This is a genomic window from Streptococcus sanguinis (genome assembly GCF_050222175.1).
GTDB classification, from domain to species: domain Bacteria; phylum Bacillota; class Bacilli; order Lactobacillales; family Streptococcaceae; genus Streptococcus; species Streptococcus sanguinis_M.
In genome coordinates this window covers 710,063-724,220 of sequence record NZ_CP071420.1, presented here as the reverse complement: position 1 = coordinate 724,220, position 14,158 = coordinate 710,063, and the positions used below count along the sequence as shown (strand labels likewise).

Sequence of the window (14,158 nt, the reverse complement as noted above, 5' to 3'; positions counted from 1 at the left end):
ATTATACCATATTTGAGCCATAGATGAGAAATCTTTTATCTAGATCAAAAACAAAAAACTTATTTATCCACGCAAAAAGAACTGGACTAACCAGTTCTCATTTCACTATCACAAAATTCTTATTAAGCCTCTGGCATAACCGCCCAGGCAATCAAGTAAGCCAAGACACCTGTACCTGCTGCACAGCAAAAAACAATACAAAGAATACGGACCAAGGTTGGATCTAAATCAAAGTAGTTTGCGATACCAGCACATACACCAGCGATTTTTTTGTTGTTGACATCTCTTGTCAGTCTTTTCTCCATGGAAAACACTCCTTATTATTTTTACACTGTTTATTTTACCATAACATCTCTCAATGCACAAGTTCGCCTGCTATTGAACCCTCTCTTCAGATAAAATTTAATTACATCAAGATGAATTTGTTCACTCTACCTTACTTTTAACAAGTCCCAGCAAAACTCTTGTTCTTGTGGTAGAATAGAGAGAAATTCTAATTAACAGTAAAAAATTTCAGGAGGAAAATAATGCGAGCCGGAGTCATTCTTTTCAATCCCCAAACCAAGCAAATACTGCTCATCCACCGCTGGAAAAATGGAGAAGAGTATTTTGTGATACCGGGCGGCGGAGCCGAGTCAGGTGAGACTGCAGTCCAAGCAGCTCAGAGAGAAATTCAGGAAGAGCTGGGTTGGAACTTGTCTAAAAAGCAGCTGCAGACAGCCTTTACTTTCAGAAATGGCCACCGCTTAGAAATCTATTTTCGTGCCACTATCAGCCATACATCAGCCCCAATGATTCAGGGCGAGGAAGCCCTTCGCAGTCATGCCCAGAATATCTATCAACCTGAATGGCTAGACATAGAAGCAATTTTCGGACTAAACTTACGGCCAGCAGGACTTAAAAATCTGCTCCTGGATTGTCTGACACAGGAGGGTTTGAAAAACTAGCCTAATTGTAGTAAAATATCAGTAGTTTACAATCTAATGTGAGAAAGGTTTTATATGAAAAAAATTCTTCTTATCAGCCTCTTATCAGGACTTGTCTTGGCTGGCTGCTCTGGTAAAGGTAAGAAAGAGGAGACTACTAGCTCCTCCAACTCATCCAGCAGTTCTTCGCTAGTGAGCTCTAGCTCTGACCCAGAGGAAACCAGCAAACTCCGTGAGCAATTCAAGGATGCCATGACCAACGAAAATGCCAACTTCCCGCAGCTATCTACAGAAGTTGCTGAAGATGAGGCAGAAGTCAAGTTGGTAACGACTGAAGGCGATATCCGCATCAAGCTCTTTCCAAAACAAGCTCCACTGGCTGTCGAAAACTTCCTGACCCATGCCAAGGAAGGCTACTATGATGGCGTTTTATTCCACCGTGTTATCAATGAATTCATGATTCAGACCGGAGACCCTAAAGGCAATGGCACTGGAGGCGAGTCTATCTGGAAGGGCAAAGACAAGTCTAAAGACTCTGGAAACGGCTTTAAAAATGAGTATTCTCCATATCTCTATAATATTCGAGGCGCCCTATCCATGGCCAATGCAGGCCCTGATACCAATGGCAGTCAGTTCTTTATCAACCAAAGCAAGAAAGACCTGTCTAGCCAAATGTCTACGGATTCTTTCCCAGCTAAAATCATCGAAGCCTATAAAAACGGTGGAAATCCTACTTTAGATGGCGGAGCTTATACCGTATTCGGCCAAGTGCTGGAAGGTATGGATGTGGTGGACAAAATCGCTGCCGCAGAAACAGACGACAACGACAAGCCTAAAAAAGATATCAAGATTGAAAAAATCGAGATTATCAAGGACTATGACTTCAGCAAATAAGCTTGCTGCCCAACCAATAAAGCAGGGAAATCAATATGATTATCTGGGGATATAAAGGTTATCAGAAAAACGTAGGACAGACCCAAAGCAATATCGAGTGTGCCAACTGCCACAACGTCGCACCTTGGGACATTATTGAAACCGGCCGAAAGTTTACACTCTATTGGATTCCAACCTTTCCTTACGGTAGAAAACATTACCTCACCTGCCCTGTCTGCCAGCATGGCAAACAGATTGAAAAGCAGGAAATCGAGCAGTTTTTGAATTATTAGCAGCAGAAAGAGACGATTCTCAATGAACCGTCTCTTTTCTTTTATTAAATTTTATCAAGTCAACTGGTTAAAATCCCAGATCTGATCCATCCAGCCTTCGTAGAAATCAGGCTCGTGACAGACCATGAGGATACTGCCCTTGTATTCTTTCAGCGCCCGTTTGAGTTCCTCCTTGGCATCTACATCCAGGTGATTAGTCGGCTCGTCCAGCACCAGAACATTATTTTCTCGGTTCATGAGGAGGCAAAGGCGAACCTTGGCCTGCTCTCCACCTGAAAGGACCTGGATCTGGCTCTCGATGTGCTTGGAAGTCAGACCACATCTGGCCAGAGCCGCTCGGACTTCCGCCTGATTAAGAGCCGGAAAGGCGTTCCAGACTGCTTCCAGCGGTGTCTGACGATTGCCGCCTTCGACTTCCTGCTCGAAATAACCCAGCTCTAGATAGTCCCCACGCTCGACTTGACCTGCGATAGGCGGGATAATCCCTAGCAAACTCTTGAGCAGGGTCGTTTTCCCAATCCCATTTGCCCCGATGATAGCCACCTTCTGATTGCGCTCAAAGGTCAGGTTAAGTGGCTGGGTTAGCGGTCGGTCGTAACCAATCTGCAAATCCTTGGCTTGGAAGATAAAGCGACCAGGTGTCCGGGCAGTCTTGAAGTCAAAGGTAGGCTTTGGCTTCTCACTTTGTAGCTCAATAATATCCATCTTATCCAGCTTTTTCTGGCGGGACATGGCCATATTACGAGTTGCCACACGGGCTTTATTACGAGCTACAAAGTCCTTAAGGTCCGCAATTTCTTTCTGTTGACGCTCATAGGCCGCTTCCAGCTGAGATTTTTTCATCTCATAGACTTCCTGGAACTGATAGTAGTCGCCAGAATAGCGGGTCAAGTGCTGATTTTCCACATGGTAGACGATATTAATCACGTCATTCAAGAAAGGAATATCATGCGAGATTAGAACAAAGGCATTTTCATAGTTCTGTAAGTAACGCTTGAGCCAATCAATGTGCTCAGCATCTAAATAGTTTGTTGGCTCGTCCAAGAGCAGGATATCCGGTTTTTCCAGAAGCAGCTTAGCTAAGAGAACCTTAGTCCGCTGCCCACCAGATAGCTCCGTCACATCACTCTCCATACCGTAGTCCATGACACCTAGTGCCCGTGCGACCTCGTCAATCTTAGCATCTAGGGTATAGAAATCTCGGCTCTCCAAGCGGTCCTGCAGCTCGCCCACTTCTTCCATCAGGGCATCAACATCGGCCCCTTCCTCAGCCATGCTCATATAGATTTCATTGATACGAGCCTCTGTCTTGAAAAGCTCGTCAAAGGCCGTGCGCAAGACATCGCGGACAGACTGGCCTTGCTCCAAAACAGCATGCTGGTCCAGATAGCCAGCCGTCACATACTTGGACCATTCGACCTTACCTTCGTCTGGCAGCATTTTACCCGTCACAATGCTCATAAAGGTTGACTTTCCCTCGCCATTGGCACCGACCAGACCGATATGCTCACCCTTGAGCAGGCGGAAGGATACATCCTCAAAAATAGCCCGGTCTCCGAAACCGTGGCTGAGATTTTTTACTTCTAAGATACTCATTTTTTCTCCTCTATCATTGATTGCAGTTCCTTGATTATACCATCAAAAGGGATTTTTTGGCAAGACAGAAGAAAAGTAAAAGCGAGCCACTTAAGTCTCGCTTGTTTGTTCTCAATTCGCATGATGCGTATGCTTGGTAATCCACTGGGTCAGTTTGATCTTCAGCCAAAAGCCATAAATACCAAAGGTAACAATGGTCAGGAGCCACCACTTGATCCAATTTCCAAAAAGCTGCATGGCAGTACCGTCAAAGTAAAGACGGTGTCCGTCAATAACTGTATGTTTTATCTTCCAATTATACAGAACACACATGCCCCAAGGTGCACAAATTCCCAGTGTAAAAACGGTAATCAAGGTAGCCAAAATCACATGACCGATGTAGGAAAAGAGACCACCATCAAAATAAGACTCTTTGTACATACTATCTCCCCCTTTAAACCAACTCTTTCAGAAATTGAATCAGGGTTTCTGCAGAGCGTTTACCAGCTTCAAGAATGAATTCATCAAAAGTGACATTGGCATCATGGCGAGCTGTGTCGCTCATTGCCCGAATAACCATAAAAGGCAGACCAATCGAATGTGTAGCTTGAGCAATAGCTGCGCCTTCCATCTCGACAGCCAAGACATCTGGAAAATGCTCCTTGATGCGATCAATCTTGTCTTGACCTGCAACAAAGCTATCACCTGTCGCAATCAAACCTACCTTTGCCTTTTGATTGGTCTTATCCAAAATTTTCTTCATTTCAGCAACCAGATAGCGGCTTGCTTCAAAATAGAGCGGCTGCCGTGCCATCTGACCGTAGTCATAGCCAAAGGCCGTTACGTCCACATCATGGTAGACCAGACGATCTGCGACCACCACATCACCGATAGCCAAACCTTCTGCCACTGCTCCAGCTGAGCCTGTATTAATCACAGCTGTAACCTTGAAATCATTGACCAGAACAGCCACACTCATAGCGGACATAACCTTGCCAATCCCGCTTTCGACCAACACCACTTCATGGTAGCCGATGGAGCCCGTATGATAGACATGCCCCAAACGCAGGTGCTTCTGCGGGTTTTCTAAATGCTCCAGCAGAATCTTCAACTCCTCAGGCATGGCTGCGATAATTCCAATTTTCATATAATACCTCAAATCATCTGATGAAAAAGAAGCTTAGACAGGCTAGGCTTCCTTTTAAGTGCAATAGAGCAGGTTTTTAAGGCCACCAAATAATAGCAGCAATCAAACCAATCAGCAGGATAACTACCCAAAGGAGAATCTTATTGAGTTTGGCTTGAAAGAGGCTCCGCTTTTGGTTTTCAATCCGACGGCTCTTAGTCACGGTCGGATCAACCTCAATGTGCAGAGTCTCATCCGTAAACTCCTCTTGGTTTTGAGCAGTCTGATAGCTAAAACGACTCTGATTCTGCTGAGACCGAGTTTCTTCATAACCAAAGCGGTTTTGAGGGCTTTGATAGCCAAACTGAGTATCCTGTCGGCTAGACTGCTGCGAGCTAAAGGAGCTTCTGCCTGTTGAAAGAATCTTGGTTTCCTCGTCATCCATGAAAGGCGGCCCCGAAATATCCTCACCGCGGTTGGCCCGCTCAATGATTTCATCTGTTAATAAAGCTTTTCCCATTGATCTACGTTCCTATTTATTCAGATTTTTTTGTTGCCAGTACTGAAGGGCCATGATGGTCTTGGCATCGCAGATGTCACCGTTTTGCAGCAACTGATGTGCCTCCTCCAGACTGACTTCAAAAAGTTCCAATGTTTCATCCTCGTCTTGGGGACGAGGGTTTTCGACCTTTGTCAAATGACTGGCGCTGTAGAGCTTAATTTTCTCATTGCAAAAACCGATTGCAGAGTAGAAATCATAGATCAACTCCAGCTGTCCTGTGTAGCCGGTCTCTTCTTCTAATTCTCGGAGGGCAGCCGCTTGGGGATCTGCATTCTCTCCTAGCTCAAGTTTCCCAGCTGGAATCTCGTAAGAAGTCGCTTCAATTGCCTTGCGGTACTGCTTGACTAAAATCATCTTATTTTCTGGGGTGATAGCAATTACAGCCACCGCCCCATTATGAAAAATCAAATCCCTTTGGGCTTGACCCTTGCCCTCTGGCAGCTCTACCTGGTCCTGAACCACTTTAAAAATCGGTCCCTGATAAATCTCCGTCCGTTGGACGGTTTTTTCTTCAAATTCCATGATTAAACCTACTTATTTTGAGGGTGATGAGGAAGACGCTTAGCATAATCTTCCTTGTTAATCTGACGGCCACGTCCCAGAGCAATGGCATCTGCTGGTACATCCTTCGTGATGGTAGAACCCGCACCGACCAGTGAGTTGTCACCCAGCTCAACTGGGGCAATAATGGTCGAGTTAGAACCAACAAAGACATTGTCACCAATGATAGTCTTGTACTTCTTCTGACCATCATAATTGACCGTAATCGTACCCGCACCAAAGTTGACATTAGCACCGACTTCAGAATTTCCAATATAGGTCAAATGACCAGCCTTGGTATTTTCTCCGATTGACGATCCTTTAACTTCAACAAAGTTGCCGACATGGACATCCTTAGCCAGACTAGAACCTGGACGGATATGAGCGTAAGGCCCGACCGTCACTCCATCTGCAACACTTGATTCTTCAATCATGGAGTTGGTGATAACGGTACGTTCTCCAATGACAGAGTCCACGATGTAGGTACCATTAGTCAGGATAGTCTCTGCCCCAATCTTGGTCTGACCTTTCAGGGTCACATTTGCTTCAACTTGAACTTCAGGCGCAATTTCCACATCCACATCGATATAGGTCGCGTCTGGATTGACAAAGCTGACACCGTTGACCATATGCTGCTGGTTAATCCGACGGCGCATTACACTCTCAGCTGTAGCCAAAGCTACTCGGTCATTAACCCCCAGACTCTCATCAAAGTCTTTGAGCGTATAAGCGCCGACTTTTTCACCATTCTCGCGGAAAATGCCAATCACATCTGTAATATAGTATTCGCCTTGAGCATTATTGGTATTGATGTTTTTGAGGGCTTCAAAGAGACGGGCATTGTCAAAGACATAAGTCCCCGTATTGATTTCCTTGATCTGCTGCTCAAAGTCAGAAGCATCCTTCTGCTCAACAATTTTCAAAACTTCGTCGTGCTGATTACGAACGATACGGCCGTAGCCGAAAGGATTATCTGCTTCTGCTGTTAGGATAGTCGCAACGTTCTTGTGGTTGATATGAAAGTCAATCAGATTTTTCAGGCTTTCTCCTGTAATCAAAGGAGTGTCGCCAGCAATGACCAGCGTCTGACCTGTCAGATTTTCCAAAACAGGCTCTGCCATCATAACGGCATGGCCCGTTCCCAGTTGCTCCGTCTGACGGACAAAGTCTGTCTGACCTGCTAAGACTTGCTCGACTAGCTCTGCCTTGTGCCCAACAACTGTCACGGTCTTCTCTGGATTAATGGCATTGACACTGCGGAATACATGTTCCAGCATGGAAATCCCTGCAACCTTGTGCAGTACCTTTGGTAAATCTGACTTCATGCGAGTACCCTTACCCGCAGCCAAAATAATCGCGTAATTTGTCATCAATTATCTCTTTTCTGTAGGATATCACCTTTATTATATCACTAAAAGGTAATTTTTAAAAATTTAAAATCAAGCCATCCCCATAAAAATCTGCAACAAAAAAACTTTTGCACAAAAAAATCAGCCTTTAAACAGCTGATTTTGCTTCTTTTTCTTTGATTTTCTTTGGAAGATGGACTTTCGCCTTGCCATAGTCCTTGAAGACTGCCCGCTGCTTGAAGTAAATTAATTCTCCATCTAAAGCTGTATCTTCGTCCAAATCCATAGTCATATCAATAGAGCGGATGGTCCGAGTCTTAGGGTCAACCACAAAGGCAACCTTACACTTCTCAATGTCGATGGTCGTATCATAATGCTCATCATTATAAGCATAGTAGAAGGCATCGATAAGGTCATAGGCCAAATCACCTTCTGCTGTCACCGAAAACTCATAGCCGCCTTCCACTTTTTTCTTAGTTAGTTCTGACTCATTATCTACCATGACCTGCAGCAAAGCCTTAAAAGAGGACATGCCCGAATAGCCATCAATATGTTTCCGGGAGTCGGTGTCATCAATGGTCTCAAATCCATCCTTTTCTTCCAAGTACATCCGATCCTCACTGAAATAATGGGTCAGTTCTTGATCATCATAGGTTTCATAAAGCTTGGCTAAATAAGGTGAATCTGAAACAGTCAGCTGTTTAACCGTCTTGGCTTTTCTTTTTTTGTAGCCTTCTAGATAAGTCGACTCAGACAGCCGATCCATGTAAAAACTATCATGATCGAATTTTTTCAAGGATGCATCCACTACAGCAGACAGCTTAAAGCGGGATTCAAGAGCTTCTGCGATTCCTCCAGGCTTAAAGTAAGTATAGAGAAAGGTTCCGCCAATCAGTACAAAGCAGACACAGCCGTAAATGATAAAAAAATGAACCTTCTTCAAAATCAATCCTCCTAGAAGCCTTCTGTCGTTTTATAGCTTATATTATAAGCTTTTTTAGAGCTATTTTCAATCTTTTTCAGAAACGGTCTTTGAAGACTGTAGCGGAAGAAAGGCTAATTTGTTTTTCAAACTCTCAAAGCCATTGCCAAATGTATCTACAAGTCAAGTAGCCGCTGCTTTTTGAATACTTAGTATCTCAGCCCTCTTTCTCATTTTTAGCCAACTGCTGGCGAAGCTTGCTAAACCATTCCAACTGAAAGCGGGCCGAATCCAGCCCAAATTCGAGCGTCTTTATTTCAAAATAACCAATCTGGGAAATACTTTCAGCTAAATCAGCCGCCTGACTGGTCTCTATCAGCTCTGTAGCCAGATGGCTGTTCTGCTCTAGATAGGCTTTTACCTTTTCTTGTTCCTCCGTAAAACGAATCGCGTCTTTGACAGCTTCAAACTCTTGGACTTCAACTTCCAGTCCCTCAATGGTCAAATCCAGCATCTGAAGCTGCTCTTTCTTAGGAAGATAACCCATAAAGAGGAATTTCCCCAAGTCCATATTCTTATTCTTGCTCATGTCGATAGGCGTTTTAAGCCACCCCAAAAACAAGATTCGTCCCGAAGCAGTAATGGCATATTCCTTCTTCATTTTTCCTTTTTCTACATACTCCGAATAAGTCACTGCTCCTTGCTGGGACAGTTTTTTTAAGGCTGCTTGGATACTACCTAGACTGTCACTGCACATAGAGCTGAAATTTTGCCGCATCACCTGACGAATTTCATAAACTGTAAAACGCTTTATCATGAGTAAGCCTAAAATTAATTTATCCATTTCTCCTCCAAATCACGATTTTTATATACCTAATAGCAACACTTTTATTTCGATTTATCAAGGGCAAACAAAAAGCCTATTCAAAAATAGACTTAAGCTTGATCCAGCGGATAGGCCTTGCGAAATTCTTCTAGGACGACACCCGTTTCTTGCGAAAATTCCAAACCGGCTTCCGCCAGACACTCCGTAAAAAATTCCTGATGGACTTGTTGCCAGTAGGCCAAGGATTTGTCTCCTTCTCCTTCCTTAAAGGCGTGTTCGGCTGAAACCTCATTAAAAGGTACCACAGAGACTTTGGTGATTTCAATGATACAGACTGCCTTGTCCTGACTGTCTAAAATGACATCAAAGCTTCCTGCCTGCGGCAAGGGCTCATTTTCAAGCTTATAGAGCTCATAGGCAGAAGCCGTCGCTGTCTTTTCACCACGCAGCACTAAGTCAGCAAGCTCATCTGCCAAGTCACCGAAGGCCCAGGCGTCAATATCGTCGCCAATCTTTGGATTGATTTTCTTGTATGCCTGCCACATTTCTTTTGGGGTCATCACTTCTCCTGTCTTTCTAAAATGATAATTATTGTTTATAAAAAATCTTCCTACAAAACTGTATCTTTATCAAAATCCATAAAGTCATCATGCTCATAATAGTAAATCAGAGCCTGTAAACACTCTTGATCAGTCACTTCTGCTTTCTGCTCCATGACTGACAAGAGAACATCCGCAAAATCTTCACCGTAATAAATCAGATCCAGCTCTTGCTCGCTTACTTGTCTAGGGTAAACATCCCTATTACCCACCACTTGAGGATAATCAGCAAGCAAGTATCTGTCCTGAAAATTCAGTTCCCCATTTTCCTTAGCATACAAACAGAAATCATCATCTAGCTCTTCCGATTTTACAGCCTCAATGATATCTTTTAAGTCATAGGTTTGGTTTTTCTTCATTGGTCAAAAGTCCCTTTCCATTCATAGGCCGGATAAGCGCCTAGACACTGATAGCCCAAGCTTTCTGCAACCTTCTTGGAAGCTTCATTGTGCGCATCCCAGAGAGGAAAGAGTGAGTGTTTTTGGGCTTCTAAAATCATCTGGGCACCCAAGATTTTGGCCAAGCCCTGCCTTTGGTAGGCTGGCTTGGTAGCAATTTCAATCTCAAAAGCTCCATGATAGACCAATCCTGTCGATACGCCAGCGATGATGTCCTCTCCTGAATAAAGTAAAAAGCCAAAGCCACCCGCCGCTTGAAAATGGTCAAAACCGGAAAAATCACCCTGCAAATCTTGAGACCAGGCTTCCTCAGCCAAACGCTCATAACTCTCCTCATCAATCGGACAAAGATGGTAGTTTGCTGGTAGCCTGCGCTGCCATTTCTCCAAAGCATCTGTGTCAAAGGCAACCTTGTCCGCAAAAGCATAGCGAGTAAACTGGCCCAGCTCACTCTGACCATCCAGAAACTCTTGCCAGCTGGACTCCTCGGAGATAATGACCTTGTCAGCTAAACTATATTTTTTGCTAAATTCCTGCCACAAATTCGGATCCACCTGACCAGACGGAAAGATGAAATTTCCTAGTTGGTAAAGGCAGGATGTCTCAGGCGCATTCATAAAGAACTGCCCTAGACTAGCATCCAAACCGTAAAGTACCATATTTTTAGTCCAGGATTGGAAAAAAGTATTCTTTGCCTTCATTCTTTATCTTCTTTCAGATGCAGTTCATTGATTTTATTCGTCCAGATATAGCCGTCAAAGCCTTCGGGAATATCTTTTAGACTATGGATATGATCGAAACCTTCTGATAAATCGCTGCCGCCAGCTGTTAGCTCAACCCGTGTATTGACTGCTTCCATTCTTTCCATAAATTTGTTTGGCCAACCCCATAAGAATTTGGCATATTTCAAAGTAATGCGCAGCTCTGCATTTTTCATTTCCTCAGGGATATAGCCCGTAAAGCCCAATAATTCATATTGGATAAGAGCATTAAGCATGCGATTTTTGGACAAGAGCTTGAGACTGCTGCTCTGACTGCGCAACCAATGAACGCCTTCCTCGCTTGCCCCACAAACACTGAGTTTGTTTAACCTTTTGGGCGAGAGCGTTTTTAGCTTTTCCCACAAGACTTTATAGGTTTCTAATTTCCCGTCTTTGACCTCAATCACAAACTCCTTGTCTGGAAAGGCCTCAAAAACCTCATCTATTGTGGGCATCTGGCCGACTCCTTTTCCTCTAAAAGGATAGGTTTTTCCGCCATCAGCCGTATAACCGTAACCGATATCCATCTTTTTGAGCTCAGCCATCGTATAGTCCTGAATTTCTCCCTCAATGCCAGTCTTGAATTTCAGAGTTGCATCATGAAAGACTGCCAGTTGCTGGTCTTTGGACAATTTCACATCAAACTCCACTGCATCTGCTCCCAGGTCAAAAGCCGCCTGCATTGAAGAAATGGTGTTCTCAAGATAGGGATGTGTAGGAGGGTCAATCATGGCTGCCGTATTGCTGTCCCAGTCCGCTTTAGACTCATCAAAGGTCTGTGCGAGTCCTCGATGGGCTAGGATTTTATATTCTTTCCCATCTTTATTAGAAAAGAGGCTTGTATTGTTTAACCAGATAAGAAATAGCAGGGCTAGACAAAACAGATAAATCTTCTTGCGTTTTTACCATTTAAACATTTTATTTCCTTACTTCAAACTCCAGCCACCGTCTATTTTGATAATCTCGCCCTGCATAGCAGCTGCCTTACCACTGGCTAGAAAGAGACTAACATCAGCTACTTCCTGAGGGTCCAGCCAGCGCTTGATCGGCGTTTCCTCAGCAACCCAGTCTGCCAGTCCGCCTGGCTCAAAATCTGCGGCAGTCATGTTTGTCTTGACAGCGCCTGGCGCCAAGCCAAAGACTTGGATATTTTTATCCGCATAGTCCAAGGCTATCTGCTTGGTCAGGCCAGCCAGAGCATGCTTAGAGGCTGTATAGGCAGAACCACCACCGCCAGCCAGAAAACTAGCAATCGAGCACATATTAATGATGATACCAGACTTTTTCTCTAGCATTTTCTGCAAGTAAAAGCGAGTGATTTTCATAGTCGCGGTCAGATTAAGGGCAAAAATCTGTTCCCAGTCCTCATCGCTGGTCTCGTGCAGGGGACGATAATCGTCCAAGATACCTGCTGTATTACAGAGAATGTCCACCTCAGGAAAGCTAGTGAAGAGTGGTGTCAAATCACCTGTCAAATCCATCTTGACAAAACGAAGCTCATTGAGAAAGCCAGGGTTTTCATCCTTGTCCACCCCGTAAACCCGATAGCCATTTTCCAAAAAGGTCAGAGCCTGAGCTCGGCCGATGCCAGAGCTAGCTCCCGTCACCAGCACCGTCTTAGTCATCTACTTCCACCCAATCTGTCGCGAGGACATCACAAGGAGTCGGACTCCACATGGAGAAGCCCTCCCCCTCACCAGAAACATTGATAAGGAAATAAGGTGTCACTTCAAGAGCCACTCCATTCTGCTCAATCGTGTCAAAGAGCTGGACGTAGTTCTCTGCCCCACCCCAGCCTGTACGCACATATTTTTTCTTGGCCTTAAGGCCCGGTAAAATTTCTTCAAATGTCATGGTTTTCTCCTTTGTTTATTGGTAATCTTTGACAAATTCCCTGCTAGCCACCAGCAGTCATAAGTATATTGGACGACTTTTTCTTGACTGTCAACAAGTTTTTCTGTTGCTTTGCAACAAAGTCTAAAATTAGGTGTTTTTCTCCATCTCCACAAAGAGATGAATATCACCATTGCTTTCCTGCGGAATGCGCCTCACCACTTCAAAGCCCATGTTGAGATAAAGCTGCTGGGCTCGGTGATTGAAGTCAGCCACGGATAGAATTATGACTCGGGGCGCAAATTTTTCCATGATAAAGTCCAGAATTCCCTGCAGAAATGCAGCGCCCTGACCTTTTCCACAGTGCACCGGCTTCATCCCCAAACCAAGCTCCAAAGTGCGCTCTCCTTTCTGCTCCAAGCAGAAAAATCCATAGAGTTCCCCATCGCGCATAACTTGATAATAACGGTCCCCACGCGCTTCAGGAGAAACCATTTCTTCATAATCCTCCAGGTCATTTTTCATATCATAAAAATCATAAGGCGCCTCATAGTGCCAATCATTGGCAATTTCTAAAGCATGCTGCTGGGTTAGTGGTTCAATTTTATTGCTCATATTTTTTCACCTCCTCAGGGTGGGCTTCTCGCCATGCCAAATAATCATCAAATGATTTAATTTGTGTTTTCTCACCTGTTGCAGAATCTGTCGCATACACCTCCATAACATCCTGTCCCTTAGGTGCAAACCAATGCAAAAGGTTGTCAAACCATTCTTTCTGATTATACTGCTCAGGCCGGAAATAAAGTTGAGTCATATCCTTCATATTCTTAGCTACTTCTGGATATAGCTGAGCAAAATTGGTATCAGAAATATCAATTTTATTTCGATAATGATAATCATCTGGCATAATAGCTCCATCACTTTCCCAAAGATGGTGCTTAGCTAGCTGATTTTCCAGACTATCAGAAAGACCACCTGGAAGAAAACTCACTTCATTTCTATATGGATCATCTTTTATCGTAGAAATTATTTTCGCCTCTATATCTTCCGTACTTAGTTTTTCTTTCTCTACATCAAACCAAAATTCTTTCTCACTATAACTATGATTTTGATAACTCCTTAATTCTCTAGAAAAATAATCTTTCCCGTTCCCATAGTAGTCAGTCAGCACTTCGTCATTACGATATCCCTCAGAGGGATTAATAAAAGAATATAAATCTATTTCCTTTTTATCTAGCTCAGTACTGTTTAAATCATAGCTAATGATTTTATAAAATTCATCTTTTTCAATTGGCGGAGATTCTTGACCTGATTTTACATCAAGTGAATGGACAGCTATGGTTGAAACATAATTTTGTCCATAGTAAATATGACCATAATTATCTTTCTCCCCTACAGCAACCAATACAAACTTATTATTATCGAAAAGCTGAATGCTTTTGAATTTTGTTTCTTGTCTATTGACATAAACTTTAGTATTTATTCTAATAACCCATAAGGTGAGCAGACCTAAAGCTCCCAACAAAAGAATACTCAATAAAACATACACTATCTTCTTTTTTCTCATGACCGTCT

20 protein-coding genes are annotated in these 14,158 nt (G+C 43.6%); 3 read left to right on the top strand and 17 right to left on the bottom strand.

Going from position 1 to position 14,158, the window contains the following annotated elements; translation table 11 throughout:
- Positions 1–122: 122 nt before the first annotated feature.
- Positions 123–305, bottom strand: coding sequence for a PspC domain-containing protein (locus J1C91_RS03685; protein WP_002897145.1), 183 nt, complete (start codon positions 303–305; stop codon positions 123–125).
- Positions 306–527: 222 nt separating this feature from the next.
- On the opposite strand from J1C91_RS03685, the gene J1C91_RS03680 reads away from it, so the two are divergent.
- The 3 genes from J1C91_RS03680 to J1C91_RS03670 are packed head-to-tail and all read left to right on the top strand — an operon-like array spanning position 528 to position 2,092.
- The gene (locus J1C91_RS03680; protein WP_002909239.1) at positions 528–947 is read left to right on the top strand and encodes an NUDIX hydrolase; all 420 of its coding nucleotides are present in this window, start codon (positions 528–530) and stop codon (positions 945–947) included.
- 54 nt (positions 948–1,001) lie between these two features.
- Complete coding sequence (locus J1C91_RS03675; RefSeq protein ID WP_002899874.1) at positions 1,002–1,820, top strand: peptidylprolyl isomerase; 819 nt, start codon at positions 1,002–1,004, stop codon at positions 1,818–1,820.
- A gap of 35 nt (positions 1,821–1,855) precedes the next feature.
- Entirely contained in the window at positions 1,856–2,092 is a 237-nt protein-coding gene (locus tag J1C91_RS03670) for a zinc-ribbon domain-containing protein (RefSeq protein ID WP_002897142.1), read from the top strand.
- A 54-nt stretch (positions 2,093–2,146) separates the two neighbouring features.
- Here the strand turns inward: J1C91_RS03670 and J1C91_RS03665 are convergent, their stop codons facing one another.
- The 16 genes from J1C91_RS03665 to J1C91_RS03590 form a co-directional block, all read right to left on the bottom strand.
- On the bottom strand, positions 2,147–3,688 hold the full coding sequence (locus tag J1C91_RS03665) for an ABC-F family ATP-binding cassette domain-containing protein (protein ID WP_002909238.1): 1,542 nt from the start codon (positions 3,686–3,688) through the stop codon (positions 2,147–2,149).
- Positions 3,689–3,799: 111 nt separating this feature from the next.
- Positions 3,800–4,108, bottom strand: a complete 309-nt coding sequence (locus J1C91_RS03660) for a DUF898 family protein (protein WP_048774291.1) — start codon at positions 4,106–4,108, stop codon at positions 3,800–3,802.
- Between the two features lie 13 nt (positions 4,109–4,121).
- Complete coding sequence (locus J1C91_RS03655) at positions 4,122–4,814, bottom strand: 5'-methylthioadenosine/adenosylhomocysteine nucleosidase (RefSeq protein ID WP_125382796.1); 693 nt, start codon at positions 4,812–4,814, stop codon at positions 4,122–4,124.
- Between the two features lie 76 nt (positions 4,815–4,890).
- Positions 4,891–5,313, bottom strand: coding sequence for a cell wall synthase accessory phosphoprotein MacP (gene macP, locus J1C91_RS03650; protein WP_125382798.1), 423 nt, complete (start codon positions 5,311–5,313; stop codon positions 4,891–4,893).
- Positions 5,314–5,325: 12 nt separating this feature from the next.
- Positions 5,326–5,877, bottom strand: coding sequence for an NUDIX hydrolase (locus J1C91_RS03645; protein ID WP_125410466.1), 552 nt, complete (start codon positions 5,875–5,877; stop codon positions 5,326–5,328).
- Between the two features lie 8 nt (positions 5,878–5,885).
- Positions 5,886–7,265 carry a bifunctional UDP-N-acetylglucosamine diphosphorylase/glucosamine-1-phosphate N-acetyltransferase GlmU gene (glmU, locus tag J1C91_RS03640; protein ID WP_125438177.1) on the bottom strand — a complete coding sequence of 460 codons (1,380 nt, stop codon included), beginning with the start codon at positions 7,263–7,265 and terminating at the stop codon, positions 5,886–5,888.
- Positions 7,266–7,392: 127 nt separating this feature from the next.
- Positions 7,393–8,187: a hypothetical protein gene (locus J1C91_RS03635; protein WP_125438180.1), complete on the bottom strand. Its 795-nt coding sequence runs from the start codon at positions 8,185–8,187 to the stop codon at positions 7,393–7,395.
- 196 nt (positions 8,188–8,383) lie between these two features.
- On the bottom strand, positions 8,384–9,010 hold the full coding sequence (locus tag J1C91_RS03630; protein WP_125382802.1) for a PadR family transcriptional regulator: 627 nt from the start codon (positions 9,008–9,010) through the stop codon (positions 8,384–8,386).
- 92 nt (positions 9,011–9,102) lie between these two features.
- Entirely contained in the window at positions 9,103–9,552 is a 450-nt protein-coding gene (locus tag J1C91_RS03625) for an ASCH domain-containing protein (RefSeq protein WP_125382804.1), read from the bottom strand.
- 50 nt (positions 9,553–9,602) lie between these two features.
- Entirely contained in the window at positions 9,603–9,950 is a 348-nt protein-coding gene (locus tag J1C91_RS03620) for a DUF7716 domain-containing protein (RefSeq protein WP_125438183.1), read from the bottom strand.
- Entirely contained in the window at positions 9,947–10,690 is a 744-nt protein-coding gene (locus J1C91_RS03615) for a GNAT family N-acetyltransferase (RefSeq protein WP_048774299.1), read from the bottom strand. The genes J1C91_RS03620 and J1C91_RS03615 overlap by 4 nt, the downstream gene beginning before the upstream one ends.
- Entirely contained in the window at positions 10,687–11,481 is a 795-nt protein-coding gene (locus J1C91_RS03610) for a glycerophosphodiester phosphodiesterase family protein (protein WP_366223325.1), read from the bottom strand. Before J1C91_RS03610 ends, J1C91_RS03615 begins: the two co-directional genes overlap by 4 nt.
- Before the next feature lie 195 nt (positions 11,482–11,676).
- Positions 11,677–12,375: a 3-oxoacyl-ACP reductase gene (locus tag J1C91_RS03605; protein WP_002909225.1), complete on the bottom strand. Its 699-nt coding sequence runs from the start codon at positions 12,373–12,375 to the stop codon at positions 11,677–11,679.
- Positions 12,368–12,604 carry a DUF2829 domain-containing protein gene (locus tag J1C91_RS03600; protein ID WP_002899859.1) on the bottom strand — a complete coding sequence of 79 codons (237 nt, stop codon included), beginning with the start codon at positions 12,602–12,604 and terminating at the stop codon, positions 12,368–12,370. Before J1C91_RS03600 ends, J1C91_RS03605 begins: the two co-directional genes overlap by 8 nt.
- A gap of 129 nt (positions 12,605–12,733) precedes the next feature.
- Positions 12,734–13,198, bottom strand: a complete 465-nt coding sequence (locus J1C91_RS03595) for a GNAT family N-acetyltransferase (RefSeq protein ID WP_002909224.1) — start codon at positions 13,196–13,198, stop codon at positions 12,734–12,736.
- Positions 13,188–14,150, bottom strand: a complete 963-nt coding sequence (locus tag J1C91_RS03590) for a hypothetical protein (protein WP_002909223.1) — start codon at positions 14,148–14,150, stop codon at positions 13,188–13,190. The genes J1C91_RS03595 and J1C91_RS03590 overlap by 11 nt, the downstream gene beginning before the upstream one ends.
- Between the last annotated feature and the right edge of the window lie 8 nt (positions 14,151–14,158).

Coding starts and splice junctions, on each gene's coding strand:
- J1C91_RS03615 (WP_048774299.1), bottom strand. CDS start 10,690: ATGAAGGCAAAGAATACTTTTTTCCAATCCTGGACTAAAAATATGGTA.
- J1C91_RS03605 (WP_002909225.1), bottom strand. CDS start 12,375: ATGACTAAGACGGTGCTGGTGACGGGAGCTAGCTCTGGCATCGGCCGA.
- J1C91_RS03660 (WP_048774291.1), bottom strand. CDS start 4,108: ATGTACAAAGAGTCTTATTTTGATGGTGGTCTCTTTTCCTACATCGGT.
- J1C91_RS03600 (WP_002899859.1), bottom strand. CDS start 12,604: ATGACATTTGAAGAAATTTTACCGGGCCTTAAGGCCAAGAAAAAATAT.
- J1C91_RS03590 (WP_002909223.1), bottom strand. CDS start 14,150: ATGAGAAAAAAGAAGATAGTGTATGTTTTATTGAGTATTCTTTTGTTG.
- macP (WP_125382798.1), bottom strand. CDS start 5,313: ATGGGAAAAGCTTTATTAACAGATGAAATCATTGAGCGGGCCAACCGC.
- J1C91_RS03645 (WP_125410466.1), bottom strand. CDS start 5,877: ATGGAATTTGAAGAAAAAACCGTCCAACGGACGGAGATTTATCAGGGA.
- J1C91_RS03675 (WP_002899874.1), top strand. CDS start 1,002: ATGAAAAAAATTCTTCTTATCAGCCTCTTATCAGGACTTGTCTTGGCT.
- J1C91_RS03680 (WP_002909239.1), top strand. CDS start 528: ATGCGAGCCGGAGTCATTCTTTTCAATCCCCAAACCAAGCAAATACTG.
- J1C91_RS03610 (WP_366223325.1), bottom strand. CDS start 11,481: ATGATTGACCCTCCTACACATCCCTATCTTGAGAACACCATTTCTTCA.
- J1C91_RS03665 (WP_002909238.1), bottom strand. CDS start 3,688: ATGAGTATCTTAGAAGTAAAAAATCTCAGCCACGGTTTCGGAGACCGG.
- J1C91_RS03595 (WP_002909224.1), bottom strand. CDS start 13,198: ATGAGCAATAAAATTGAACCACTAACCCAGCAGCATGCTTTAGAAATT.
- J1C91_RS03625 (WP_125382804.1), bottom strand. CDS start 9,552: ATGACCCCAAAAGAAATGTGGCAGGCATACAAGAAAATCAATCCAAAG.
- J1C91_RS03670 (WP_002897142.1), top strand. CDS start 1,856: ATGATTATCTGGGGATATAAAGGTTATCAGAAAAACGTAGGACAGACC.
- J1C91_RS03630 (WP_125382802.1), bottom strand. CDS start 9,010: ATGGATAAATTAATTTTAGGCTTACTCATGATAAAGCGTTTTACAGTT.
- J1C91_RS03685 (WP_002897145.1), bottom strand. CDS start 305: ATGGAGAAAAGACTGACAAGAGATGTCAACAACAAAAAAATCGCTGGT.
- J1C91_RS03655 (WP_125382796.1), bottom strand. CDS start 4,814: ATGAAAATTGGAATTATCGCAGCCATGCCTGAGGAGTTGAAGATTCTG.
- glmU (WP_125438177.1), bottom strand. CDS start 7,265: ATGACAAATTACGCGATTATTTTGGCTGCGGGTAAGGGTACTCGCATG.
- J1C91_RS03620 (WP_125438183.1), bottom strand. CDS start 9,950: ATGAAGAAAAACCAAACCTATGACTTAAAAGATATCATTGAGGCTGTA.